The sequence below is a fragment of the Nibribacter ruber genome, from assembly GCF_009913235.1.
GTDB lineage: Bacteria > Bacteroidota > Bacteroidia > Cytophagales > Hymenobacteraceae > Nibribacter > Nibribacter ruber.
In genome coordinates, this window is sequence record NZ_CP047897.1 from 4152168 (window position 1) to 4178247 (window position 26080).

Here is a 26080-nt window from a genome sequence, read left to right on the forward strand (position 1 = left end):
AAAATAAGGGCAAACGTTTACAGCTTGCCGTAGAACCTTCTCAACGCCCACTCAGACAGGGCCAGGCCCAAAAGCAGGTAATAGAACCAATACTGCTCCATCAGGTCTTTCTCTTCTTCCTTGCTGCGCAGAATGGTTTTGAAATTGGCTTGGAGCAGGTCTTGTTCCAAGGCCTGCAACTGGCCGGGGTAGTAGAGCCGCGTTTGCGAGCGCTGGGACAGCTGGTCTAACAACGTGTGATTGGCCAGGGACGTGATGGTCTCCAGTTGCTGCTGCTCCACAATGAATTCGCCGCTGTCCCGGTACATAGTGTTTTCAACCTTCGCCGAGGCCGCGAAACGGTACACGCCTGGGGCCAGACTTCCCAGGCGCAGGCCTTCGCCGGCCTGCACGTTCTCAAACTGATGCTGGGTCTTCTGGCCGTCTTCCCGCGTGAGGGAGAGAGACACCGTCTGCCCGAAGATTTCTTCCTGCACCGCATTGTACGCATCGGCCTGAATGACGGGCTCTTCGGCCACGCCCACCACATCTTTCACGGGATATACATGCAGGCGTTTCTGGTCTCTTTTGTTGGCAAGCAGTTGAACCACGTGGGCCATGAGGCCGTCATAAATCTGGGCGGTGCCGTGGTCGGCGGCTTCGGTGAGGCGCCATTGCCAGCTGCCGTCTGTAAGCAGTACTGCGGAGGGCGTGACCGCCGATGATCTATACACGAGCAGAGGCTTAGTAGAGCGCACGGCGCCAATCTGCTGATACAGGATGACCTCTGTGCCGGGGCTAAGCCGCCACTCTCCAAACGGCACGGGGGCAGGTGGCCAGGCCGGTATTCTGGTCTGCGCCAGCGGCTCTGTAGAAAACCGTTGGAACCGCGGGTTCAGTATCGGCTGCACCTGGTCATACTGCGTGCCTGAGCCTGCAAACTGCACTCCGGTCTGTAAGGCATTGAAGGCAGGAATATTAGTCTGCGCCCCTACAACGTAGAAAACAGGTACTTTGGCAGACCGTATTTTTTGCAGCCAGGCTTGTCCTACGCCGCTCATGCTTGGGAATTGGTGCAAAATGGCGGCGTCATAGGGCGCTGAAAATCTAGGGCTCTGAAACGGACCAACCACCACTTCTACCTGCAACAGCGGGTTGGTAGCCAAGGCCGCCCTTAATGCTTTAATGTCGGGGTGGGGAGCGGTGGCGGCCAGCAGGATGTTCAATTTGCCCTTCACCACTTCCAGATAGGCATGACGCCTGTTGTTGACCTGCGTGAACTCCTGGGCCAATGGCTGCACCACCACCTCATAATGCTTCTTGCCTAGCTGCGCAGAGGTAAGCTGAAAGGTAGTGGAAACAAAGCCGCTTCGGGGCAAGGTGACACGTTTGGTGAGCAGGGTCTTGCCGTTCTCCTGCAACAGCACCGTAGCCCCAGGTCCGGCATAACCCTGGTGCCTGAGCGTGACTTTCAAAGGAAAAGACGTGCCCGAATAATTGATTTTGTTGTATTCCAGATCTGCCAGCACCACGTCTTTTCTTGGAATGGTATCGCCTAAGGCCAAAGGGTAGATTCTGCTCCGGTAGGACTGATAAGTAGGAGTGGGGCCGAGGTTGTGCACGCCGTCAGACACCAACACGGTCGCCACCAGGTTCTGGCCACCATAGGTTTCGTCAACCCCATGTAGCAGCGCGTGCAGGTTGGTGACAGGCGCCCTAAAAGCCGATTTAGACAAAGGCACCAGCCCCGACGAATCACTGCCCGCCATGGTCTGCACCTCTACCCGAAGCCCTTTGTTTCTGAGTTTTTCCGCCAGCCCTTCCAAGCCTTGCAGTGTCTGGCTAAGTGCCGCTGCTGGCGTGAACAACTGCACCGACTGCGAATTGTCCAAGGCCAGCACTACGGTAGGTTTGAGTTCTTCCTGTTTGATGATGCGCGTGTACGGCTCCAGCAGCAGAAACGCGACTAACGTAATCAGCAGCGCCCGCAAAGTAGCCAGCACCCATTTCACCCCAAGGGGCCACGGTCCCTGGTCCTTCCGGTACAACAGCCACGCCATCCCCACGCCCAGCGCCAGGCAAAGCAGCCCGTACCAGGGAGAATAGACCGTATGAAGTTGGAACGTGGGCACAGGCAGAAGATTAGCGCAACTCTATCATTTAGCAAGATAGAACAAGTTCTATACAACGCATAAGACTTTTGAGTTGAACTTGTTTTGCGGGTGGGTTATTGCCTACCCGTTTTTAGGCTGTTTTGGTGGAAATAGGGGAAAAACGAGCATAGACACTCATCGGAGCTGCACACTCTATGAGGTCGTAAATAGTCCTGAGTCTTGAGTCGCGAGTCTTGAGTCACAGTAGATTTCCGCCCGCAGGGCGATAAAGGCATTGCAACCTCTCCACCAGCAGTCCGCCTACCCTCGACTGAGGGAAAAGAGACTGGTCAATTTAAGTCTCTTTTCACGAGGGAGAAAGTAATGTCTGTTCTAATGGCAGAGGCGTAAGTTCACCATGAAACGAATCACCTTAGCCAAGTGCAGAAAACGAAGAAAAGCTGTTTGAGCGGCAGCGAGTTTCTTTTCTTCTTGATTCTTTTGGTTACTTTTCTCATCAAGGAGAAAAGTGACAAACTCAGGCAGAAAGCAAGGAAAGTAGAAGTTGAGGAAGGACGGGGTTGAGAGATAACTGCTATTTGACAGACAGTCAGAGTCGTCGGTGAGAACACCAACAACGGCGGGGGAACCAAATCAACTGATGTAAACACCCCTCTTCTGAGCTGCCGCTCGGTGCCTCAAACTCCCGTTTAGGCAATCCTCAAGGGGAGAATCCGCATTTAGCCATGTAGATAAGGGGAGGAGAAAGAGCGGAGGGAATATGGGCGGCAGATTTGGAAAGAATTACCCACGCCTCCTTAACCCTACAGCGCAATAAAAAAGCCGATGCTCTGGTATCCACCCAAAACATCGGCTAAAAATAATCTAGAGTCTAACGTCTAGAATCTACTATTTAAAACTAGGTCAGCATCCCGCCATCCACTTGCAGGGTCTGGCCGGTCACATAAGAAGAAAGATCAGAGGCCAGGAACACGCAGGCGTTGGCAACATCCTCAGGAGAGCCGCCGCGCTTTAACGGAATGGCTTTGCGCCACTCAGCCACGGTAGCGGCATCCAGCTCATCGGTCATGTCAGTTTCAATGAAACCGGGCGCAATGGCGTTGCTCCTGATGTTTCTAGAACCTAATTCCAACGCCACCGACTTGGTAAAGCCAATGATACCGGCTTTAGAGGCGGCGTAATTGGCCTGGCCCGCGTTGCCTTTAATACCCACCACAGACGTCATGTTAATGATAGATCCGCTCTTGGCGCGCATCATGTGTTTGGTGGCGGTTTTGGTCAGGTTGAAGACAGATTTCAGGTTGGTGTTGATGACGGCATCCCACTGCTCCTCAGACATGCGCATGAGCAGGCCGTCTTTGGTGATGCCGGCGTTGTTCACCAGCACGTCTAGCTTCCCGAAGTCCTTCACCACGTTCTCCACCAGCTCTTCGGCTTGCTTGAAGTCTGAGGCGTCTGAACGGTAGCCTTTGGCCTGAATGCCGTATTCTGCCAGTTCCTGCTCCAAGGCCTGGCCTTTTTCTACGCTAGACAAATAGGTGAAGGCCACATTGGCGCCCATCTCTGCATATTTCTTGGCAATAGCACGGCCAATGCCTTTAGAGGCGCCGGTTACCAAGGCAACTTTTCCTTCCAGTAATTTCATAGGTCTTGATTTGGCGTCTGCGCGGTCAACCAGCACAGACAAGCATGTTCAGCCCCAAAGATACTAATTGCCCGCGTTTGCGAAAGCACCCGCACAAGAATTACCTACCTGTCGTTTTTAGGCTTTTTTCCAGAAAACAGCCTAAAAACGACGCTTACTTGCAGAAGCGCTGCAGCGCCGTACCCGCCTGCGGATTGCCCAGCTCATAGGAGCGCTGCCAGTCTGCGCAGGCGTCTTTGCGCTTGCGCTGGGTGTATTTGAGTACGCCGCGGTTGTAATAGGCCTCGTCCATCTGCGGGTCCAGGGCAATGGCCTGGTCATAATCGGCTAAGGCCATGGGGTATTGCTTCTGGCGCATGCGCAGGTTGGCGCGGTTCAGGTAGGCTACGCTATAGTCTTGCTGCAGGGCAATGGCCTGGGTAAAGTCAGCGATGGCGCCTTTGCTGTCGCGCAGGCGCGCTTTGTTGAGGCCCCGGTTGTTATACGCCTTGGCGTAATTGGGCTGAAAGGCAATGGCCTGGTTGTAGTCCTGAATGGCGGCTTTGTACTGCTTCTGGTTTTGTTTAATGTCGCCCCTGAACTTATATGACTCTGCGTCTTGCGGCAAAAGTGAAATGGCCTTGGTAAAATCGGCTGTGGCCCCCGTGTAGTCGCTGGACTCATATTTGGCGATGCCGCGCAAACGATACAAGTTGCCGTCGTCGGGCTTTTTGGCGATGGCCTGGTCATACTCCGTGATGGCCCCTATGTAGTCCTTCTTGCTGACCCGTTCCAGGCCTTCGCGCGAGTGAGTCTTGGCCGTGTTACAGCCCGCCAAAGAAAAAAGAATCAAGAATGCTACCAGAACGCCCCTTTGGCGCAACAGTTGGCTAGCAGAAGAAAGTACGGTGGTCATACGTCAAGAAGGTAAGATTGCTGCTACATACTCTTTTTAGCGAATATTGTTATACGAACATATAGGGATGTGCATCTGAAAACCGGCCGCAGAAGGTTTCCAGACGCCGCATTTCCACGCCAGTTCTTACAAGTTTTGCCCGACGGGTAGGATGAAAATCAGGGGAATAGCGTAATTTGGTGAACACAAGCCTGAAAACTATGAACAGACAAACCTTCTCCTTTTTATCCTTGGGCACCCTGCTCTTGGGCCTTTGCTTTTTATTCAGTTGCAGTGCCCAGACCTCGGCCACGGGCAGTAAAGCCAATCCTTCAGAAACCACCGTTTACATAGTGCGCCACGGCGAAAAGGCCCCGTCTTCTGGCGCCATGACCGATGACCCGTCTCTGTCTGAGACCGGCAAGGCCCGCGCCCAGGCCCTGAAAGCCCAGTTGGGCACCGCGCCCGTGAAAGCCTTGTACGCCACCAAATACAAACGCACCCAGGAAACGCTTCAGCCATTGAGCGAAGCCCTAAAACTTCCCGTTCAAATTTACGAAGCTTCTGATTTTGCCGGGCTGGCCGCCAAGGTAAAAGAAGCGCACGCTGGCCAGACGGTGGTCATTGCGGGCCATTCCAACACGGTGCTGTCTTTGGTAGAAGCCTTCGGGGTCCAGAAACCATTTGCCGCCGTAGCCGACCACGAATATGACTACCTGTTCAAAGTCACCTTGACCCCGGACCAACCCGCCACCGTGCAAGTCATGAAATACGGCGCGGCCTCTGTGGCACCTGCCAAGTAAGGGACTTTTACCACCTTAACATTTAAAGTCGTTTTTGGTCTGATTTCTAGAAATCAGGCCAAAAACGACTTTTGTTTTATGAGCAAGTAACAGTAGGGAAGAGGCACACATCCCTTATGACTGCAGGATTTTAGTCTGAGTTTTTACAGGACACAATCAGAAAAACAGGGCGTTCGTCCTGAGCAAACGCCCGTTGGTGTATTAGTTTTCATAGGCGTGAACAGGCATGATAAGTTTGATCATTCCTTAACGCAACGACCTATGAAAACTTCTACCATCGCCAAAATCACCGCCTCACTTTTCTTCGGATTCAACGCCCTTGCCGGTCAAGCCCAGACCCAGCCGGGCAAAGTAGCCGGCACCGTCAAAGACAGCCTCAATCAGCAGGTCCTACCATACGCCACCATTCTCCTCAAGAAGTATGAAGACGCCGCGTTCCTGCAGGCCGTAGTCACAGATGAGAAAGGTGCCTTTCAATTCAGCAACCTAGGCAAGGGCTTCTACTTTTTGACGGCAGATTACCTGGGCTACAAGAAAGTGAAAGTAGACTCTTTGCAAGTGGCCTCTTCTGCCGAGAGCAAGCGGGTGATGGTCATTATGCCGCAGGACGCGAAATTGCTGAAGGCGGTGACCGTGACGGGCTACAAGCCCTTCATTGAGCAGCAGAACAACAAGCTGGTTTTGAACGTGGAGAACAGTCCGCTGGCCGCCGGCAGCACCACCGATGAGGTCATTGCCAGAGCGCCCGGCGTGGTAGAGGCGAACGGCGGCTTTCAGGTACGCGGCAAGAACGCCCTGGTTTTGATTGATGGCCGCAGTACCAACCTCACCGGCGAGGACCTCAAGAACTACCTGAACTCTTTGCCCGCCAACGGCGTGTCTAAGGTAGAGGTAATGGCCAACCCATCTGCTAAATATGACGCAGCGGGCGGTTCTGTCATCAATATTGTCACTACCAAAAGCAAAAACTACGGCACCAACGGTACCTTGACCACCGGCTTGGGCATGGGAGAGAAAGCCCGCTACAATGCCGGCCTCAGCCTGAACCACCGCACCCAGAAACTGAACGTGTACGGCAGCCTGGACCGCACCCACAGCCAACCCTTTACTACCATCACCTCAGACCGGGCGCTTAGCGCAGAAAGCCGCGTGCAGGAAAACACGGCAGACCTGAAGACCATAGACAACAACTCCCTGAAAGCCGGCCTGGATTATGAATTCAGCAAGAAGACCTCGGCGGGTGTTCTGGTGAGAGCCATGGTGAACGAGCGCGAAAGAGAAGGCCTCACCAATTCCCGCATTGCCCAGGGTGCTGCTCCGCTGGCTTCTTCTCAGGTGAGCACCAACGGCAATAGTTTGGTGGTAAGCCCTTCGGTGAACGTGTACTACCGCACTGTTTTAGACTCTGTGGGCACAGAACTACGCCTGGCCGCCGACTACTTTAGCTACGGCAAAGACCTGAAGAACCAGTTCCAGACCAGTTACTTTGACGCCAACGGCGCCGAGAACCAACCTGACATGTTCTTGCGCGACAACTCGCCGGCGGGTAACAGCGTGCAGACCGTGACGGCAGACATCACCAGGCCTTTGAAAAACGGCACCCTGGAAGCTGGTTTAAAGACCACCTTCACCAAAACCGACAATGACATTTTCTGGGAGGGTCGCACCGCTGAGCAAGACTGGACTGTAGACGCTGGCAAAACTAACCACTTCATCTACCGTGAGAACATCAACGCCGCTTACGCTTCTTACAGCACAAAAATCAAAGACCTAAGCTTACAAGTAGGGCTTCGCGCCGAGCAAACCAACACCAAGGGTACTTCTGTCACGCTGGGCCAAACCAACCCCAACAGCTATTTCCACCTGTTCCCGAGCGTGTCTGGCCAATACAAGCTCTCTGAGAAGCAGGAGATAGGAGTATCTTACCGCAAGAAGATTGACCGCTTTCGGTTTGATATTGTGAACCCTTTTGTGACCTACATCAGCCAGTATTCTTACGCCCAGGGCAACCCAAACGTGCAGCCGTCTATCTCGCATAACTTTGAACTGTCACACAGCTACAACAATGAGTGGTTCTCTGCCCTGAGCTACGGCCGTCACCTGAACGTGCTCTCTGAAGTGGTGAAGCCGCTGGAAGGAACCAAGGCCACCATCCATTCCTTCGCCAACTTCAGCGCCGCCGACCAATGGAGCGGTTCTGTGACGCACGCCAAAGGCCTGTTCTCTGGCAAATGGAACGCCAGTAACACCGTGGGTTTCCTCTACGCCAATGTACACGGTCCTGCCGCTCAGTTCAGTCAAGCCAACGTGGCGTTCATGGTGTCCAGCAACAACACCTTCCAGCTGGGCAAAGGGTTTAAAGCCGAAGTCTTCGTGAACTACACCTCGCCGCTGACCTTCGGGGCGTTTGCCTTCAAAGCCAACTACGGCGGCAACCTGGGTCTTTCTAAGTCTGTGCTCAACAACCAAGGCACGCTTACCTTGAACGTGGCCGATGTGTTCAACACCCGCACGCAGCGCTATTCTACAGATTCTTACGGCATACAGGCCCTGACTGAGAATAAAACCGAAAGCCGCGTGGTGCGCCTGAACTTCTCGTACCGCTTCGGGAACAAGAATGTGAAAGCCAGCAAGAACCGCAGAACCGGCGTGGAGGAAGAGAAAATGCGCATGGAAAGCAACCAGTAAGATGCTGGATGTTAGACGCTAGATTCTAGACATAAGACGCAAGACACAAGATGTAAGACAAGAGACTTTCGTTTTTGGCCTGATTTCTCCAAAACAGGCCAAAAACGAAAGTCTTGTTTCAAAAAGACGAACTGCGCATGTTTAATGCAGATTCTCCCCTTGAGGATTACCCAAACGAGAGTTTGAGGTAGCGAGCGTAGCTCTGAAGAGGGGTGTTTACACAGGAGAGCAACTTTAATTTGTATTTCGCCGCCCTTGTTGGTGTTATCATCAACAAGCACCAGCCACCTCTCCAACTACCATTCCCAAGTAATCCACTAGCAAACCACCTTCGCTATGAAAACCACCATCATTGGCCCGGCTAAAAGAGTACATAGATTTACCGGTCAAGGCTTTCGTTTTTCTGGAATTGGCTCTACTTTTAAGGAAGCGGAGGAAAGCCGCAGAGCAACTTACCATCACGTACAACAAGCAGTAGAAATGGCGCTTTGGCAGACAGTTAAAAAGTACCGGGTAGTCTTAGGGCATGTGGGCGTTTGGGTGGGTTTTCTGTTGCTGTGGGCAATCACGCTGGTGTCGGCCAATCCAGGAGCCAAGGTCAATGTGCTGCGCATGCTGGTGACGTTTCTGCCGGCGGCCTTTACGTTTTACGGAAGCAATTTTCTGTTCTTTACCTTCTTGCCGCGCCGCAAACCTTTGCAGTTACTGGCCGCAGAAGTAGTATTTTTTGCCTCTTGTCTCCTGGTGCTGCTCTTGACGGTGGGCACGTTCAGGCCCATGACCTACGGCAAGCCAGCCGATTGGCCTTCCCTGACGGATTTCCTATCTACCCCTTTATGGCGGGACACCTTCTGGTTGTACATCTTGCTCACGGCGCTTTCTTTGGGCTACTATTACCTGCGGCAGAGCGGCAAGCGTTCCAAAGAACCCAAACTGACTTTAGAGCAAAAGCTGGAAGCCGAAAAAGGCAAACTGGAGGCCGAATACGCTTTCCTGAGAGCCCAGATCAATCCGCACTTTCTGCACAACACGCTCAACTTCTTCTACGCCAAATCACTGGGTCATTCAGACGAGCTCTCTGACGGCATTCTCACGCTCTGCGACATTATGCGCTATTCTCTGGAGAGCGAAGAAGACGCCAAAGGCACGGTATTGCTCACCAAAGAAGTAGAGCATCTGCACAACGTCATCAAAATCAACCAGCTTCGGTTCAGTCACCGTTTGCAAATAGATTTTAAAATAGAAGGAGAGCTGGATAGCCTCAGAATCATTCCCCTGGTTTTAATTACGCTGGTAGAAAATGCCTTTAAGCACGGCGAAATGAACGATGCGCAACACCCCATTCAAATTGGTCTGGAGGTGCAAGACAATGGCGAAATTAAGTTTAGTGTGGCCAATAAAAAGCGGAAAGGTCCTAAAGAAACTTCGCACGGCATTGGTCTGGACAACACCCGAAAACGCCTGGCCGCCGCCTATCCAAACGCCCACCAAGTGCAAGTACAAGAAGACGAAGAATTTTACGCCATCACCTTAACGGTACAACTGCCCCAATCACATTGCGCCAAAAGGTCTGCCGCTGCGGTCACCTATAGTTGATTGCTGAATGTCAATTGCTGGCCCACTCTTAATTATTAATTACCACCACCATGACTTGTGTTATTGTAGACGATGAGGAGCACGCGCTGGCTGTGATTCAGCACCATTTAAAGCAGGTGCCCAATGTCCAGGTGGTGTCGGCCACTACCAAACCTTTGGAGGCTCTGCAACTTATCAATTCTCAGCCTATTGATTTGGTGTTCATGGACATTCAGATGCCGGAGATTTCGGGGCTGGACATGGTGCGTGCCATTAACGGCAGGAGCAAAGTCATTCTCACCACCGCCTACAGTGAGTTCGCCGCCGAAGGCTTTGACCTGGAAGTGGTAGACTACCTGCTAAAGCCCATCTCTCTGCCAAGATTTTTACGAGCCGTGCAACGCGCTATGCCCACTCAACCCGCCGTGGCTTCTGAGTCCATTCAAGAGCCTAGTCAAGAACCGCTGGAGAACGACTACATCTTCGTGAAGACCGAGCTGAAAGGCAAAATGCTCAAGATTAACATAGGCGACATTGACTATGTGGAAGGCATGAAAAACTACGTGGCCCTGCACCACAACGGCACCCGTACCCTGGCCCTGCTCACCATGAAAGCCATGGAAGAGCGCCTGCCTTCCAAACAGTTCATACGCGTGCACAAGTCTTTCATCATTGCCCTCCCCAAAATCATTGCCATTGAAGGCAACCAAATCCTACTCAAGAACACTAAAGCAGACATTACCCTAGGCGATACTTACCGAAGCGCCTTTCATGAACGCATGCGCAAGAAGTTGATCCAGTAAAAGAGTGATTGTGGAAAAAGCCGTTTTTGGCCTGTTTTATGGAAAACAGGCCAAAAACGGAGTTGTTCTATCAGTTAAAATTTAAACCTGAATACCAGGGCGTTGCTATTGGACAAATGCGTATCAGGTGCTTTATTTGTCTTTCCCTTATCTGCTTCCTTTCTTTTGAAACGCCTGCTGCCTTTTTTATTGATGGTACTCTTCCTCTTCCACAGCGTGGGGAGTTCTTTGGTGCTGGTGGCGTGGCAAGGCCAGGTGCGCCGCGAGGTGAAACGCCGCATCAAAGAAGGCCTGGCCCCCGAGCAACTGCAGGTTCTCACCTTCAGTCAGGAGCAGGCCGCCGCGCTGGATTGGAAGGAGCAGGGCCGTGAGTTCAGGTACCAGGGCATGTTCTATGATGTGGTGCGCGTGCAGGAGATAGGAGGCCAACTGCAGTACCAATGCATCACAGACACCCAGGAACGCGACCTGTTCGCCGCCCTGGACCAATTGGTGCAAGACCACCTGAGCCGTTCTGCCAAACAAAAATCCCTGAAGCTGCTGGTAAAAAATCTGGCTAAAGTCTACCAGACCAGCAGAATACACTATTCCCTGGAATTCTTAACGGAGGCTCCTCCTTCAGAATTTCATGATCAATTTCCTCTTTCCACTACCTGCCAGGACATTCCCGTTCCTCCGCCAAAATTGGGGTAACCTTCTTCCTGGGCAGATTTCCATGGAAGGGAAAGTCTTTTTGCTGTCCTTCTGAAAGAACCTCTTAAGTCAGTTACAAAAGTCGGCGAGTTCCTTTTTTTGCTGTGAGGATTCTGATTGGAAGGAAGACCAAAACGAGGTTCTTCTTCTGCATTTCCTGCCAGCCGCCAGACTTGTCAATGACCGCAGGATTGACCTGGGATTTCTGTCTCTAATCTGTTTTTAAAAATTAAACCACATCAACCTTGGGAACATCGCCTGGGGCAGGGTGAAAGTATGCGCCGTTTTTGGCCTGTTTTCCAGAAAACATGCCAAAAACGGAATGGACAAAGCGCATACTGCGCTGTGTTCTGCTGTCTTGCTTCTGCTTGCAGACCGCTCTTCCCCGGGGTATTACTCTTTAAACTTCTGATGAAAAAATATATACAACTTCTGGTGGGCGTGCTGCTGTCTTTCACGGCGGCGGCGCAAAGCGGCCAGGTGCGTGGGCGCGTGTTTGACGCCTACAGCAAAACGCCGTTGGTAGGTGCCACGGTAATCCTTTCAAGTACGCAAGGCGCTACCACAGACGCCAAAGGCGAATTCTCTCTGGACTGCTCCGGCGTTACGCCCTTGACGGTGAAGTTTGTGGGCTATGAGACTTTCAACGGCTCTTTGAAAATCTGCGACCAATACCTGCAAATCGGGCTAACGCCTTCTAATACCAACCTGAACGAAGTGGAAGTAAGCGCCGCCTCCTCTGAAACCAACACCGTACTGCGTCAGCCGCAGTCCATTGGTTTATTGACGCGTAGAGAACTGAGCCGCAGCGAGGGCCTCTTCTTAGAAAGCTCTCTGAACCTGATGCCGGGCGTGCGTATGGAAAAGCGCACCATGAACGGCGGGCAGCGCATCTTAATCAGAGGCTACGGCTTGCCAGCAGCCAACGGAAACCAGCTCAACTTCAACGGCGCGGGCTACAAGGCGTATTTGAACGGCATTCCGGTAACCGATGCCGAGGGTGTGACCGTCCTGGACGATGTGGATTTCTCTACGCTGGGCAAAGTGGAAGTGGTCAAAGGGCCGGCCTCCAGTTTGTACGGCACCGGCATTGGCGGCGTGGTAAAGATGTTCACCCTGCGGCCCGAGGCGCAGACCACGCGCCTGGTACAAGAAGGCGTGGTGGGCAGCTATGGCTTGTGGAGTACCAACACCAGACTAGAGAGTGCCAACGAGCGGGCGTCCATTCTGGTTAACTACGGCCATCAGAACTATGACAGCTACCGGGTGCACACCAGCTCCAAGAAGGACTTCGCCACGTTTGTAGGTGATTTCAGAAGCTCAGACAAGCAATCCATCTCGGTGTACGCGGCCTACAACAATTCATTCAACGCCATGGCCGGCCAACTGGACAGTGCCTCGTTCTTCAACAAAGAAAACGAGGGCGAGGCCAAGTATTTGGAGAATAACGGACGGGTGAGCTATGAGAGTTTTAGAAGCGGCTTGTCGCATACGTATGCGTTCACAGATTTCCTGAGCAACACCAGCAGCGCTTATTTCAATAATTACACGCAAGAGCAGGCATCGGCGGCGGGTTTGAACAGCAACATGGCCTATAACCTGGGCGGCCGCACGGAATTCAATTTCAACTTTGCCAACGTGCTACAGGGCTTGACCGGAACCGTGGGCGGCGAATACCAGAAAACTATCTCCTTCCGGAAGACCAATGCCTTGGGAGCGGGCGGAACCTTGGGCGGTATCACGGCAGATTTAGAGGTTTCTGCCATGCAGTATTCGGCGTTTACCGAGTGGAACCTGCAACTGCCCCTGGACTTTACCTTGATTGCCGGCCTGAGCGCCAACCGCGTAGAATATGGCATCACTGACAAACTCACCAACTCCGCTAATCCTACCCACGCAGACTTGTCTGGCTACAAGAAGTTTGATGCCGTGGTTACGCCCAGAGCGGCCTTGCAGAAACTGGTGACGCCCAATGTAACGGCCTACGCCTCTGTGAGCCAAGGCTACTCGCCGCCAAGTGCAACTACCGTGGTGGTGCCTCAGGCAGGCCGCGTCCTCACCAACCTGAAACCCGAGCAAGGCACGCAATATGAGGTAGGCAGCAAAGGCAGTCTGTTGGACAAAAAATTGTCATACCAAGTGGCGCTTTTCCACCTGAAGGTGCAGGACAAAATCATGACTCAGGCCTACGCAGATCCGCAGAGCGGCTCCATTCTCTACACCATCAGTGCCAACGGGGGCGAGCAAACCAACCAGGGCCTGGAAGTGGCATTGAACTACAGCCTGCTCCAGCGCGAGGAAGGCTTGGTGACTCTGGTGAAGCCTTTCTTGAATTACACGTACTCAGACTTCACCTATGACCAGTTCACCCGCGAAAGTATTGTAAAGGTGAACAACGTGAACACCCGCGTGGTAACCGATTACTCAGGCCAAGCCGTGATTGGCGTACCCAAGCAGAATTTCAATGCCGGGGTAGATGTAGAGCTGAAGCTTGGTTTCTACCTGTACACCACCTTCCAGCACGTAGATGACATGCCCATCACCTATGACGCCAAGTACCGCGCGCCCAGCTATAACCTGCTGAACGCAAAACTTGGCTGGCGGAAAAATTTAGGCAACCATGTGTCATTAGATGTTTTTGCAGGCGGCAACAATCTCACTGGAGACCTCTACTACAACATGGTGTTCCTGGATGCTTATTCTAGCTCTAACAATCCCAACATCTACCTGCCCGCAGCCTACAAGCCCACGTACTTTGGGGGCCTGAACTTTGGGTACAAGTTTTAAACAATGCATTTCCGTTTTTGGCCTGTTTTCCCTAAAACAGGCCAAAAACGGAAACCTGTGAGGTTTTAAAAACCTCACAGGTTTATCAATAACAACTTCAGGTACTTTCTCCCGCTTTGTCATCCTGAAAGGACCTTGTGGGCGAACTAGACAGGCAGCAGCTATGAAACAGGATTACATTAAGCGTGCTAAAGAATCAGAGTGGTTCAATGGTAAATGGGCTCTCCCTCTGGCGCGAGTCTTCAGACTCGTGACTTGCAGTGGTTGGAGTCTCCAGACTCCATTTAACTCATGGTTCACGGCAAGTCTGGAGACTTGCTTCATCTTTCGTCACGAGACTGGAGTCTCGCGCCAGTGGCTGAGTACAAGATCCTTTCAGGATGACAGAAGAGGGGAGAGGAGCCTTGAAAGAGGATCGTAATTGGGAAGAAAAAGCTTAAAGCCCAGTCGCCTTTGTTGGTGTTATCACCAACAAACCCAAAGACAGTGCAATGCTACTTGTTGACAACAACAACAACAACAACAACAACAACCAACAATCACCAACCAGAAACCAATCAAATGAAAAAATACATCCTTCTTGCCTGCACAGGTCTGGCATTACTTTCCTGCGAGCGCTTCCGGAACAAAGACCAGAAACAAAACCAAACGGAGCGCATTGTGAGCGTCTCAAAACAGCACACGGAGATCATGTACGCACTGGGAGCGGTGCAGAACATGGTGGCGGTAGATGTTTCCAGCACGTATCCTGAGGCGGCCAAAAAACTACCTACCGTGGGCTACCATCGGGCCTTGAGTCTAGAGGGATTGGTGGCGGCCAAGCCTACCATGATCATTCATGACGGTCCGGCCAGCATTGGCCCCGAGCACGTGGTACGCCAACTGGAGCAACTCAAAATCCCGATGAAGCAGTTCTCTGTGAATGGTTCTACCTTAGACAGTACCAAGCTTTTGTTCCAAGAGATGGGCCAATACTTCCACCGTGAAAAACAAGCCGATTCCCTTTCCCAGAAGTTAGAAAAAGAAATGCAACAGGCCCTGACCAAGGCTAAAACCTACACCCAGAAACCAAAGGTGCTTATCATCCATTACGGCCAGGCCAACAACGTGTACCTGGTCATGACGGGCAAAAGCACCGCCGCCAAAATGGTGGACTGGGCCGGCGGCACCATGGCGGTGGAAGGCGACCGGGGCATGAAGCAACTTTCTGCCGAGGTAGTGGCCAAATCCAATCCAGACGTGATTCTGCTCACCGATTTTGGCTATGACAAACTAGGTTCCAAACAGAAAATTAGTGAACTGCCGGGCGTGTCTGCGACCAATGCCTTTAAGAACGGCCGCATCTATAGAGTGGAGGAGCATGACCTGGTGTACCTGGGGCCAAGAACGGGCCAGAACGTATTGGCCTTGCAAAAACTGATTCATGAGAATGGGGCAGTTCAGTAAAAAATACACCCGGCTGTACCCGGTGCTGTTGCTGCTGCTGGCGGTGGTGACGGTGCTGTCCATCCGGTTTGGGGCGGTGCAGATCTCCTTGCAGGAAATGAATTCGGCGCTGAGCCAAGCGTTTTCCCAACCCGAGAGTCTGACCTTGAACGAGCGCATTTTTTTGGAGATACGTCTGCCCCGGGCACTCCTGACGGTAATAGTAGGGGCTACTCTGGCGGTGGGCGGCGTCTTGATGCAGTCTTTGTTCCGGAATCCTATTGTAGAGCCGGGCTTAGTGGGAACCTCCAGCGGGGCAGCGTTTGGGGCAGCCCTTTACTTTGTGTTGGGAGGTATATTCAACTTCGGGACGGGTGAGTGGACCTTGCCTTTAGCGGCCTGCCTGGGCGGGATTCTGGCTACAGGCTTGGTTTTTATGTTGGCGCAGAGCAAAGAAACGGGCAAAAGTTCTATTGTGGGACTCCTGCTTACGGGCATTGCCATTAATGCTTTATTTCTGAGTGGCGTGGGCTTTTTGTCTTACATAGCAAGAGACCCGCAGGCGCGGTCTATCACGTTCTGGACGCTGGGCACGTTGTCTGGCGCTAACTGGCACTCGGTTGCCATTGTGGGCACGGTGTCTTTGGTGTGTCTGGGGGTGGCCTTGCGGTATACCAAGCACCTGAACGCGCTCATGATTGGCGAGGAAGAGGCGCAGTACCTAGGCATTAACCTGAAGCAACTAAAGTTTACCATTCTGCTCATCAATGTCATCATGGTAGCAGTGGCCACGTCGTTCACGGGCGTCATCAGTTTCATTGGTTTGATTGTACCGCATTTGTTGCGGCTGTTGCAGGGCTCGGACAACCGGTTTCTGGTGATTGGCAGCGCGCTCATGGGCGGTATTCTGCTGAGTCTGGCCGACCTGGTGGCTCGTCTGTTGTTAGCCCCCGCAGAACTGCCTATTGGCATCGTGACCTCGGCGGTGGGGGTGCCGGTCTTTTTGTTGTTGTTGCGGAAGAAAAACGTCTATCTCTAATGTTACAGGCAGAAAACATCACCTACGCCATTGGCAGCAAGACCTTACTGCAAGACGTCTCTACTACCTTTGAGCCCGGCAAACTCACCCTCATCCTCGGCCCGAACGGCGCCGGCAAGTCTACTCTGGTCAAGGTCTTGTGCAAGCAGTTAAAACCCGCCCACGGCGAAGTGCTTTTGGAAGGCAAGAACCTGAAGGCGTATTCAGATCTGGAGTTGGGCCAGCGACGGGCGGTGTTGTCGCAGAACGTGGATCTGGCGTTTCCGCTGAACGTTTGGGAAGTGGTCATGATGGGCCGTTACCCGCATTTCTCCATCAAACCCAGCGCCAAAGACGAACAGGCCTGCCAAGAAGCCATGCACTACTTTGATGTCTGGGAACTGGCCGAAAGGAACTACCTGACCTTGAGCGGCGGCGAAAAACAGCGCGTGCAGTTTGCCCGCGTCATGACCCAGATCTGGTATCCGGTGTCTGGGCAAAACCGTTACCTCATCATGGATGAACCGCTTTCATTCCTGGACGTGCACTACCAGTTTCAGTTTATGCACCAGGTGCAGGATTTATTGCGCCAACAGCCAGATTTGGTGGTGGTAGGCGTGGTGCATGACCTCAACCTGGCCGCCAAATTCGCAGATAAAATCATATTGATTCATGGCGGCAAGGTGCTGGCCCAAGGGAGTAAATGGGATGTGCTCAGTGCCGCCAACGTAGAGACGGCGTATAGGCTGAGGCCCGTGGTCATGGCAGACCAAGCCAAGGATTCATTGTATCTCTTTTTTGAGTAAGGCGCTGGTTCCTGGTAGAACAGGCTTTCTTAAAAGAGATGGCAAAGCCTGCCCTGCTGCGCCTGCAAATGCCTAGGATGGTTACGTTTTCCTTGCCTTCGTTTTTGGCTTGTTTTCCAGAAAACAAGCCAAAAACGAAGGTTTTTTTTAAGAGGCCTTGTGACGGGCAGGCTTTAACCAAATCAGGTGCAGCAATAGGGCCAGCAAAGAGAAGGCAAGTCCTACGCCTACCACGCCATTCCACTTCCAGAGTTGCCACGCCCGGCTGGCCAGAAACGTGCCCGAAGCGCCGCCCACAAAATAGGTGACCATGTAAATGGTGTTAAGGCGATTGCGGGCTTCTGGGAGGAGGGAGAAAATAAAGGTTTGGTTGGAGATGTGGGTAGCCTGCACGCCTATATCCAACAAGATGACACCAATGACCAACCCTGCAATGCTGCTGCTGAAAGCCCCAAATACCACGTAAGACACCACAATCAGACCAATGCAGTACGTGGTGATGGTAAAGGAATTGCCCCGGTCTGTAAGCCTACCCATATACGAGGCGCCCAAAGCCCCGGCCGCACCCACCAGGCCAAACAAGCCGGCCACGTCACTGCCGGCGTTAAAGGGAGGCTCTTGTAATAAGAACACCAGCGTGGTCCAGAATGCCCCAAAGGTGGCGTAGCAGAAGGCTCCGCGTAAAGATACTAGCCGCAGCATGGGCTCCCTTTTAATCAAGTGCAGAAGGGAGGCCATTAGGTTTTTGTAGCTGCCTTTAAATTGAGGCTGCACCTCTGGTAGCAGGAAAAACAGGATTCCCCAGAGGACGGCCATCATGCCGGCGGCAATCAAGAACATGGCCCGCCAACCCAGTTGCGCACCCACATAGCCGCTCACGGTTCTGGAGAGGAGAATGCCAATTAAAAGGCCGCTCATTACAAAGCCCACGGTCTTGCCTCGCTCTTCGGGTTTAGCCAGATGCGCTGCCATGGGTAACAACAACTGCGGTATGATGGAGGTAGCCCCAATCAGGAAGCTGGCCAGCATGAGCATCTCCACGGTAGGTGCAAAGGCTGCAAACAACAAGGCCCCAATGATAGCGGCAAAGTCTACCATGATCAGCCGCTTGCGGCGCAGCATGTCTCCCAGCGGAATGATAAAGAGCATGCCCACCGCGTACCCAATCTGGGTGAGCATGGAGATGGTGCCCGTTTTGCCTTCGGGTACATGAAACGTGGCGGCAATGCTGCCCAGCAAGGGTTGGTTGTAGTATAGGTTGGCCACCACCATGCCAGTGGCAATGGTCATAACCCACAAGTTGAGTTTAGAAAGCGCTGGTGGGGCAGGAGTCTGGGAGCTTGGCATGCAGGGAAAAACAGATGATGAAAATGTACGCTGTTGGGCAAACCCTGGCCTGTACAAAGCCTGCAGGATTTTTTCAACCTGCTAGTATACGCACGGGCTGCCCAAATAGGGCAAGTGGCACCTGAGTAGGCCAGCGCCTTCTCTTTTAGCCATGCATGGCCGGTACGGTTTCGGCCAAGGGGGGCTTTTAGCAAAAAGGAAAGAATCTTCCAAAAGATACGCCAGCGCTAGGGCATTGCCCTCCCTCTAGCTAGACTCCTTGCCGCTGCCTCCGTCTATGCCTGAGGTAGGACAACGCGCCGGTAGACCACAGTGCCCAAAGAATCAATACGGGTTGAAAGAAAAGCCGGACCAGCCGTTTGGTGTCGGTGTCCAGGCCAAAAGCGCTGATGCCGTTGGTATATTGTGAGAGGTTGCCCGGAAACACCAGAATGTAAAACAGCGCCAGTGCCAGGCCTACTTTTACTTTTTGCCTGGTCCAGAAAATCATGGCCAGGCCCAGCAGAATCTCCATCACGCCAGACGCCACTACCACGAAATCTAAAAAGGCTGGGTTGTCTGGCAGCCAGCTAGGTACCTGGGCTAAAAACTCCTTCCGCTGAAACGTCAGGTGACCAATCCCTGGCAAGACCATCAGCACGCCTAAAAGTATCCTGAAGATGTTTTGCGTGGTTGAAGTTTTCATAGGGCTTGGGCATATATTCCTGGTAGGTACAAATTACTTGAAAGGTACCGAACCGCCACGTTTAAATAGATTTATTCATCAAAAGCAAGGTGCATCTGAACAGGATTAGGCCAATAGGTGCTGCAAAGTACTTTCCAGTAAAACCCTTTGCACTGGCCTGCTATTTAGAAGAGCTTAGGGAAGGTCATGCCCGCCAACGTGAGCAGTAGCCCCAATAAGATGCTGGCGGCCACATACGTGACGGCATACCCAAACTGACCGGCACGAAGCAGGCTAACCGTCTCATACGAGAAGGCAGAAAAGGTAGTAAAGCCCCCTAGTACGCCTGTGGCCAGAAAAAGCCGCCATTCTTGAGAGAGGTTTCCTTTTTCTGCCAGCCCAAACACAACGCCAATCAAGAAACAACCCAGAAGGTTAACGCCCAAGGTCCCGATGGGAAAAGCCACCGCCCCTTTTACCTGAATGAGCTGGGAAAGCAAATAACGCCCAACACCCCCTATGAAACTCCCCAACCCTATGGCCACTATTATTTTCATTGATCGTTTTTTGTCTCTTAAGTTGTTAGCTCGTGCTAACGGTTAGTATAAACGACGGCGAAGGCCGTCGGCCGAGTTGACGTATATACCTTGTTGTACAAAGCTTTTTTTGGGTAGATTTAATTATTATTATGGTGGCTATTTATCACGTTGAATGGTCTTCAATGGACACAAGCACCCATTCTTTGTTTCTTTTTTGAAAATAGTGGTAAACAAGAACCCCTGTATCATCTACTGTGTAAATAAGATTAATCAATCCATTTTTTACTTTTTCACTGCGGATTTGTCCCGATTTCAAGTTTGAATAGTTAGTATATTCCCAGGCTTGCTTGTTTATCAGCTTTACCTCTTCCTTTTCTCCGTCCGTTGAGGTGACTTTGACAGGAAACGCTATTCTGGTTAGTTGAAAGCTTGAATCTATTGAGAAGCGTTGAAGGAAGGTATCAAATTCTTCGTCGCTTTTGTCGGCAGTAGTTTCTGAAGATTCGGCTGTATTTTTTATTGCTACAGTCGTGGATAATTTCTTTTCCTGTTGATTCTCTGCTGTATTACTGCAACTCCACAACATGAGCAATAAAGGAAGAGCTATCAATTTCATGGTTAAAGTTTTGTACAACAGACTCGTATTACCAACGTCCAAGGCCGTCGGCCATAGCATGATGTTTATACATTGTTAGGCTGCGTTTTTCTCAAATCTCCTTATACTCTCCAATTCATGCTGCTTGTTTACTTTCTCTTCTTCCAGGTCATAATCGTCCTGTAGCCCTAGCCAAAACTTTGGAGAGTTCCCGAAGTAATAACTTAGCCGGAGCGCGGTGTCTGCCGTGATTCTTCTGTTGCCCTTTATAATCTCCGACACTCTGGTTTGGGGGATACTGATGTCTTTGGCGAGTCGGTAAGCGGTAATTTTGAGAGGAATAAGAAATTCTTCTTGTAGTACTTCTCCTGGATGAATATTGGGTAGCTTCTCCATATTTTTTAATGATAGTCAACAATTTCTACTTCTGAGGCCTGTCCGTTATTCCATTGGAAAATGATTCTCCATTGGTCGTTAATCCGGATGCTATAGAACTCTTTAAGATTCCCTGATAGTTTTTCCAATCTGTTAGAAGGGGGGATCCGCAAGTCCGCGATGTTCTGGGAGTTGTGCAGCATTCTTAGTTTGCGCCTTCCAATTGTCTGAATTTCCATGGGAAGTTTAGCGACCCGTTCCCCGGTCCAAATCTTCTCTGTCTCTTTTGAGCCAAAAGATAGAATCATACTATTGCTTTACGGTAGTAACGCTAAAAGTAATCAATTGTTTCTATTCCTTATTATCCGACATGAAGTTTTTTTAAATGCAGCCTAACGTACTTGTGTAAACGACGGCAAGGCCGTCGGCCGTAGCTGACGTTTACACGTGGTTAGCAATAGTTGTTTTTCTGCTTTTTATATTCTACAACTCAACTACGAGTTGGGTTTGAAGAACTAATCTTCCTTCCTTTTATATTCCAAAACCCCGAACTCTGTTCTGAGTCTGATTTCACCATCAGAAACAGATTCTACATCATATTTAACATACTTGTATCTTGGCACACCTGAACCAGCACCTTTCAAATACTTGCCTGTTGTTAAAGAGCCAAAAATAAATTTCTTTCCTCGTTTGTTTTCTGGTGCTTGTCGGCTATAGTACATTGTTTTTGAGCAACCGTAGGTGAGGAACCCACCTAAGCTATCGGAATAGTGCTTGATACCACCCATGAAGTAAATCGGGACTTTTGTGATTTTAATACAAGAATCTGCTGTAAAATCGATTGTAACTTCATGAAACCATTTATTTGAATGCCCGAAACTAGCAGTAGTATCGGTTTGCTTCTTGGTGTATATCCCTGGGAAGAAATAGCTTACTGCTCCTTTTGATACCCAAATGCTTTCATATCCTACATACTTGCCTCGTGGGATTACTTGTCCATCACATATTTGATAAACTAAAACGAGACAAAAAAGAGATATTAATCGGATTGAAACTTTCATTCGTGGATTCAATTGTTGCTAACGGTTAGTACAGGCTGTGAACGAGGCGCAGCCGAGTATGGAGCCTGTGCCGTGTTAGCACCTGTAATTCTTATTTGTGATTCTGGTAGTATTCTCTATTTCCTAACAATTGAGCAAGCTCCTGCGCCCAAAAGGTATTAGCTCTGAGCGCATTCTTGTCTGCTGCTTCCAGTGCCTTCTTCAGTTCATCGTACTGGCTATCTGTGAAGTCTGCGTCAAGAAAAGCGTCTTCGCCATTTACTCTAATGACTTCTTCGACAAATCTTTTGTATAGAGTTAGAAATTGAAATAACTCTCTAACTGAAGAGTTCATGAATGTTGGCTCGAAGTCTTCTTCATGGTTAAAAATCAGCACTTGGCATTCATTCCCAAGGTCTATGCAAACAGGGTCACCAGCACCGTCAGAACCTATACTTAAAAAGTATTTATGCTTTTCTTCCCCCGTCTCAAAGGTGTCGGAGATGCTACTTAACTCCCTTTCTGAGTCACCAGCAAATGATAAGAATGGTGCAGCAGAAGTTGGTAGTCCGACAGTTGACAAAAAGTTTATTGTTCCTTCATATAAACCTTTACCAGAAAGGTCATACATATTAAACCTGTATAGTTCTTCAGACTCCCAATCCTTTATTAGCTCTTTATAATTCATTACTTATATGTGCTAACGGTCTCGTGTAAACAGCGTGCGAGGCCGTCGGCCGAAGGATGGTGTTTACACAATGTTGGCGTGTCGTGCTTTTTTTTAATTTAGCCGAGCTTCTCTGTTTAGGTTGGACTTGTCTATTGCTAAGTCATCGCTAAACCAACCAGTCAGGATTTTTTCAATTTCAAGGTCGTTGTAACTGTTTGGATTGCGTCGAGAATTCAAGTAATTTTCTCTTGTCATTTTTACAGCAAGTTGTCCGATAGTTTTTAAGTCAAGTTCATTTCCTTTTTTATTTGCAACCCATAGTCCGCCAATTGCAAGAACAAGTCCACTTAGCCCAAACTGCCAATTGAAAAACAGTCCAACAAAAGCTGCTAATAAGAGAAGTGTAAGGAAGCCTGTTATGAAATGAGGTGGTCTCAAAATTGACAACTTAAATTCCAAATCCTGTTCAATTCTCTTTATCGCTGTTTTTCTAGTTCTTCTTGGCAAGAAGTCCGCGAGTGAAGTGTCGGGAGTTAATTGCTCTTTGTCAACCTGTAAATTGTTAATTATTGAATTCCGTAATTTGTAAAAGGCTTGCTGTGTCGTACAGTTGTCAGCATTTTCTAGTCGAATTTTACTTTTGATAAGGTCGCACATTTCTCCGAATGTTTGCACGTGAGTAAGCTCGTTTGAAATGAATTTTATGCCAAACGACTTCTCCACTTTTACAAGCAAGTCTTCAATGTCTTCTGGGGCAGTATTTTTAAGCTCGAAGTCTTTCATTTTTTGCATGCACGCCAACGGCCTCGTATAAAAGACGGCGAAGGCCGTCGGCCGAGGTGAATTTTATACAGTGTTATCTGAAGTTATTTTTTAATTATTATTCCATGTTTTAGATAAAATATAGTATCTCCAGATGGCCTAGGAATTTGAATCGTCGCCCACCAGTCCTGCCTGTCGGTGCTTCCTCTCCTAAAGCCACCATCACTAACAGGGAATTTTATGTAGGCTGTGTCATTGAGTACTTCGGCTAAAGTCCCGTGATTGTAAAGACTGTCCCAAGGTATAGAATCCTTATATTGGTAGCGTATAATTGGTTCAATGCTGTCGCTGTCATATACAAGATGTCGATGGGCAAGGAATACTTTTGCTCTATAGTAATCCCCAACTTTCAAGCTGTCCAACTCTGTGAACGCAGTTAAGTGTCCATAGTCTAAATTGATTTCTCTCCTTTGAGGAAATTGAAACTCCTCTAAACTGTTCGCATCATTCTTTTTTTGTTTGCAACCAGCTAGTAATGCAATTAAAATAAGATATTGATACCTCTTCATTATTTTTAATTTCAGATAACGGTTAGTATAAAAGACGGCGGAGGCCGTCGGCCGACGCTGACTTTTATGCAATGTTAGGTGCTGGCATTTTTATTCTTTTATATCTTCTTGGAAAACTATTTCATCATCTTCTAAAATTTCCAAGTGTTCTTTAGTCAAGTCGAAATATGCAGGATGAAGAAAATTGATACAACAACTGTCGTATCCTAATCCAATAATTATAGTCCCGTAGAGTATTTTATAATGGTAATAGTCTGAGTCGTCAAAGTAATCGGCTAGTATTCTAAGAATTTCTTCTTTCTGGTTTTTACTTATTACTAAGTTTCTATCGGAATCCAGATAGGGCTTTATTTTTAGTGCTTTAATATTTTTGGTTATATCGTATTCCTCTTCGCCCCAAGTAGAAGAGAGATTAACAATCATATCTACTTTACTAGCATCTAGAATAGCAAGTAGTTTATTCAAATACTCAAACTCTGATTTTTTCATTTATTGTTTGCACCTAACGTACTTGTATAAACGACGCCGAAGGCCGTCGGTGACGTTTATGCGTTGTTGTATGGCGTTGTTCTTTACCGTTTGCCAACCGCATTTCTCTTTTCTGTTTTTGGCCTCCTTTTGGGAAAACAGGCCGGAAACAGGAAAACGGAGAGTTGGGCGAATTCTTTATAAATCTGTTTTTGCCCTTATTTCGGGAAAACAGGCCGAAAACCCAATCGTCCGCCTACACGCATTTTGCGTCAATCCTTGCTCAAACGCAACGTCAATTCCTCTTTTGCTTCTTCTGTTGGTCAAAATCGGGCGACATTTCCTTTCTTCTTTAGCTTAGTGCTGATAATTATTGCAGTTATTAGGAGCACTGCATTATGAACCAAGAATATTAGAGCCAAATAAAACTCCCAAACCAAAGCTCCTCCAAATTCAGAATGATAGATTCTGCCGTTGATAAAGTAGATTGAATAAAGAAGAAGTATTACAGCATTAACGATGAAAAAAGTTTTCTTATTTTTCAAATCCTGTATCAAGTAGTTTATGCCGTACCAACTAATTGATGTAAATAAAGCTATCAATATTGAATAGTTGAATATTATTTCATTTACTTCTTTAGCTGTCATTTAACCTTTTATTTTAATTTCAATGCCATACAACGGTTAGGCTAAACGACGGGCGAGGCCGTCGGCCGAAGGCTGACGTTTAGCTGTTGTTGTGGGACGTTTTTTTAATTTTCCATTATCATTGAGTTGATAATCTTCCATTTGCCATTATCCTTCTGAAATCTGAAGTTAATCATTAGCTCTTCTTTCGGATATTCTATCTGAAGCCTAAGATTCTTGCCTCCATAAGTCCAATCACCAATGGCCAAATAATCTTTAATTTTCTCTTTTTCTATAGTTTCTTCGTTTACTATTCTAATCTTATGTCCGAACTTTTCAAATCCTTCAAAACTATCTGCTGTTATAAGTCCAAATTCTTGCAAGGTCAAGATTGTTCTTGTCGTATCTGCCCCTCTGTGAAAGTATTGTTGCAGTTCTGGCAAATCAACAGCTAGTCGTATTATTTCTTTTATTTCATTGATAGGCATTGCCTCACGCTTTTGCGCTAGGGCGTTCCAAGACAGAATTAAAAGCCCAAGGGATAATATTATTGATTTAATTTTCATTTTATAAATGCCCCACAACGGTCTAGTGCATGAGGCGTGCGAGGCCGTCGGCCGTAGCATGACTTATGCACCTTGTTGGTAGTAGTGGTTTTTCATTTTTTTGCTTAGAACCAAGAAAAGCCCAATGCTAGTAAGTATTGCGCCATTAATTAACATTGTACCACTTACACCTACCACTGTCGCTAACTCCTTGAATGAGAAATAGAGTTGGTGAAAGTCGAGATGAAATTTACTTATTAATGGAGTTAATGGAATAGTCGCTACTGCAAGGAGAATAATATTTATTTTAGGAATCCCGCTTTTTTTAGCCAAAGTCCATGAGATTGCCATTGAGACCAACCAAGCTATCATTCCTGCTGCGAATAGACCTAAAAAATAGTAGAGAAATACATCTGCAAATGATTCATCATGTGCAAGTCCAAGATGTTTGTCAACCTTTTCCATATCGGTGCCATAAAGGTAATAGGCCTCGAGAATCTTGGGGTTGATTGCTATGAATAGTTGGCGGAACCCTAAAATGAGGAATAGAGTTGAAAGTAATCCAATGACAATAAACTTCCATTTCATTATAATCTATTCATTTTTGTATTTTCCATTACTACCAACGGTCTCGTGTAAACAGCGTGCGAGGCCGTCGGCCGAAGGATGG

25 protein-coding genes are annotated in these 26080 nt (G+C 49.3%); 9 read left to right on the top strand and 16 right to left on the bottom strand.

Annotation, left to right across the window (positions count from 1 at the left end; all coding sequences use genetic code 11):
- Positions 1-17: 17 nt before the first annotated feature.
- The 3 genes from GU926_RS17540 to GU926_RS17550 all read right to left on the bottom strand — a co-directional run bounded on the left by GU926_RS17540 (position 18) and on the right by GU926_RS17550 (position 4633).
- Positions 18-2111, bottom strand: a complete 2094-nt coding sequence (locus tag GU926_RS17540) for a VWA domain-containing protein (RefSeq protein WP_160694199.1) — start codon at positions 2109-2111, stop codon at positions 18-20.
- A gap of 880 nt (positions 2112-2991) precedes the next feature.
- Positions 2992-3738: a 3-oxoacyl-[acyl-carrier-protein] reductase gene (gene fabG, locus GU926_RS17545; protein ID WP_160694201.1), complete on the bottom strand. Its 747-nt coding sequence runs from the start codon at positions 3736-3738 to the stop codon at positions 2992-2994.
- A gap of 154 nt (positions 3739-3892) precedes the next feature.
- Positions 3893-4633, bottom strand: a complete 741-nt coding sequence (locus tag GU926_RS17550; RefSeq protein WP_160694203.1) for a tetratricopeptide repeat protein — start codon at positions 4631-4633, stop codon at positions 3893-3895.
- A gap of 200 nt (positions 4634-4833) precedes the next feature.
- Between GU926_RS17550 and GU926_RS17555 the strand changes: the two genes are divergently transcribed.
- The 9 genes from GU926_RS17555 to GU926_RS17595 all read left to right on the top strand — a co-directional run bounded on the left by GU926_RS17555 (position 4834) and on the right by GU926_RS17595 (position 17210).
- On the top strand, positions 4834-5415 hold the full coding sequence (locus tag GU926_RS17555; protein ID WP_160694205.1) for a SixA phosphatase family protein: 582 nt from the start codon (positions 4834-4836) through the stop codon (positions 5413-5415).
- Between the two features lie 261 nt (positions 5416-5676).
- Positions 5677-8103 (top strand): outer membrane beta-barrel protein, encoded by a 2427-nt coding sequence (locus GU926_RS17560; RefSeq protein WP_160694207.1) that lies wholly within the window; start codon positions 5677-5679, stop codon positions 8101-8103.
- Positions 8104-8439: 336 nt separating this feature from the next.
- The gene (locus GU926_RS17565; protein ID WP_160694209.1) at positions 8440-9699 is read left to right on the top strand and encodes a sensor histidine kinase; all 1260 of its coding nucleotides are present in this window, start codon (positions 8440-8442) and stop codon (positions 9697-9699) included.
- Positions 9700-9749: 50 nt separating this feature from the next.
- A complete protein-coding gene (locus GU926_RS17570; RefSeq protein WP_160694211.1) occupies positions 9750-10481 on the top strand; it encodes a LytR/AlgR family response regulator transcription factor in 732 nt (243 codons plus the stop codon).
- Between the two features lie 189 nt (positions 10482-10670).
- On the top strand, positions 10671-11174 hold the full coding sequence (locus tag GU926_RS17575) for a hypothetical protein (RefSeq protein ID WP_160694213.1): 504 nt from the start codon (positions 10671-10673) through the stop codon (positions 11172-11174).
- Positions 11175-11585: 411 nt separating this feature from the next.
- Complete coding sequence (locus GU926_RS17580) at positions 11586-13961, top strand: TonB-dependent receptor (RefSeq protein WP_160694215.1); 2376 nt, start codon at positions 11586-11588, stop codon at positions 13959-13961.
- Between the two features lie 561 nt (positions 13962-14522).
- Positions 14523-15407 carry a heme/hemin ABC transporter substrate-binding protein gene (locus GU926_RS17585; RefSeq protein ID WP_160694217.1) on the top strand — a complete coding sequence of 295 codons (885 nt, stop codon included), beginning with the start codon at positions 14523-14525 and terminating at the stop codon, positions 15405-15407.
- Positions 15391-16425 (top strand): FecCD family ABC transporter permease, encoded by a 1035-nt coding sequence (locus GU926_RS17590; RefSeq protein WP_160694219.1) that lies wholly within the window; start codon positions 15391-15393, stop codon positions 16423-16425. Before GU926_RS17585 ends, GU926_RS17590 begins: the two co-directional genes overlap by 17 nt.
- A complete protein-coding gene (locus tag GU926_RS17595; RefSeq protein ID WP_160694221.1) occupies positions 16425-17210 on the top strand; it encodes a heme ABC transporter ATP-binding protein in 786 nt (261 codons plus the stop codon). The genes GU926_RS17590 and GU926_RS17595 overlap by 1 nt, the downstream gene beginning before the upstream one ends.
- A 147-nt stretch (positions 17211-17357) precedes the next feature.
- Here the strand turns inward: GU926_RS17595 and GU926_RS17600 are convergent, their stop codons facing one another.
- From GU926_RS17600 to GU926_RS17660, 13 genes are all read right to left on the bottom strand, one after another.
- The gene (locus tag GU926_RS17600) at positions 17358-18500 is read right to left on the bottom strand and encodes an MFS transporter (RefSeq protein WP_160694223.1); all 1143 of its coding nucleotides are present in this window, start codon (positions 18498-18500) and stop codon (positions 17358-17360) included.
- 307 nt (positions 18501-18807) lie between these two features.
- Positions 18808-19242 (bottom strand): DoxX family protein, encoded by a 435-nt coding sequence (locus GU926_RS17605; protein WP_160694225.1) that lies wholly within the window; start codon positions 19240-19242, stop codon positions 18808-18810.
- Positions 19243-19406: 164 nt separating this feature from the next.
- Positions 19407-19778, bottom strand: a complete 372-nt coding sequence (gene crcB, locus GU926_RS17610; RefSeq protein ID WP_160694227.1) for a fluoride efflux transporter CrcB — start codon at positions 19776-19778, stop codon at positions 19407-19409.
- 145 nt (positions 19779-19923) lie between these two features.
- Complete coding sequence (locus GU926_RS17615; RefSeq protein WP_160694229.1) at positions 19924-20376, bottom strand: DUF4348 domain-containing protein; 453 nt, start codon at positions 20374-20376, stop codon at positions 19924-19926.
- Positions 20377-20451: 75 nt separating this feature from the next.
- Positions 20452-20751, bottom strand: coding sequence for a HigA family addiction module antitoxin (locus GU926_RS17620; RefSeq protein WP_160694231.1), 300 nt, complete (start codon positions 20749-20751; stop codon positions 20452-20454).
- 5 nt (positions 20752-20756) lie between these two features.
- Positions 20757-21038 (bottom strand): type II toxin-antitoxin system RelE/ParE family toxin, encoded by a 282-nt coding sequence (locus GU926_RS17625; RefSeq protein ID WP_160694233.1) that lies wholly within the window; start codon positions 21036-21038, stop codon positions 20757-20759.
- A 207-nt stretch (positions 21039-21245) separates the two neighbouring features.
- A complete protein-coding gene (locus GU926_RS17630) occupies positions 21246-21791 on the bottom strand; it encodes a hypothetical protein (protein ID WP_160694235.1) in 546 nt (181 codons plus the stop codon).
- Positions 21792-21882: 91 nt separating this feature from the next.
- The gene (locus GU926_RS17635; protein WP_160694236.1) at positions 21883-22458 is read right to left on the bottom strand and encodes an SUKH-4 family immunity protein; all 576 of its coding nucleotides are present in this window, start codon (positions 22456-22458) and stop codon (positions 21883-21885) included.
- Positions 22459-22551: 93 nt separating this feature from the next.
- Entirely contained in the window at positions 22552-23223 is a 672-nt protein-coding gene (locus GU926_RS17640) for a hypothetical protein (RefSeq protein WP_160694238.1), read from the bottom strand.
- An 83-nt stretch (positions 23224-23306) separates the two neighbouring features.
- Complete coding sequence (locus tag GU926_RS17645; protein WP_160694240.1) at positions 23307-23771, bottom strand: hypothetical protein; 465 nt, start codon at positions 23769-23771, stop codon at positions 23307-23309.
- A 90-nt stretch (positions 23772-23861) separates the two neighbouring features.
- Positions 23862-24260 carry a hypothetical protein gene (locus GU926_RS17650; protein WP_160694242.1) on the bottom strand — a complete coding sequence of 133 codons (399 nt, stop codon included), beginning with the start codon at positions 24258-24260 and terminating at the stop codon, positions 23862-23864.
- 730 nt (positions 24261-24990) lie between these two features.
- Positions 24991-25431: a hypothetical protein gene (locus GU926_RS17655; RefSeq protein ID WP_160694244.1), complete on the bottom strand. Its 441-nt coding sequence runs from the start codon at positions 25429-25431 to the stop codon at positions 24991-24993.
- 63 nt (positions 25432-25494) lie between these two features.
- Complete coding sequence (locus tag GU926_RS17660) at positions 25495-25998, bottom strand: hypothetical protein (protein WP_160694246.1); 504 nt, start codon at positions 25996-25998, stop codon at positions 25495-25497.
- Positions 25999-26080: the final 82 nt, after the last annotated feature.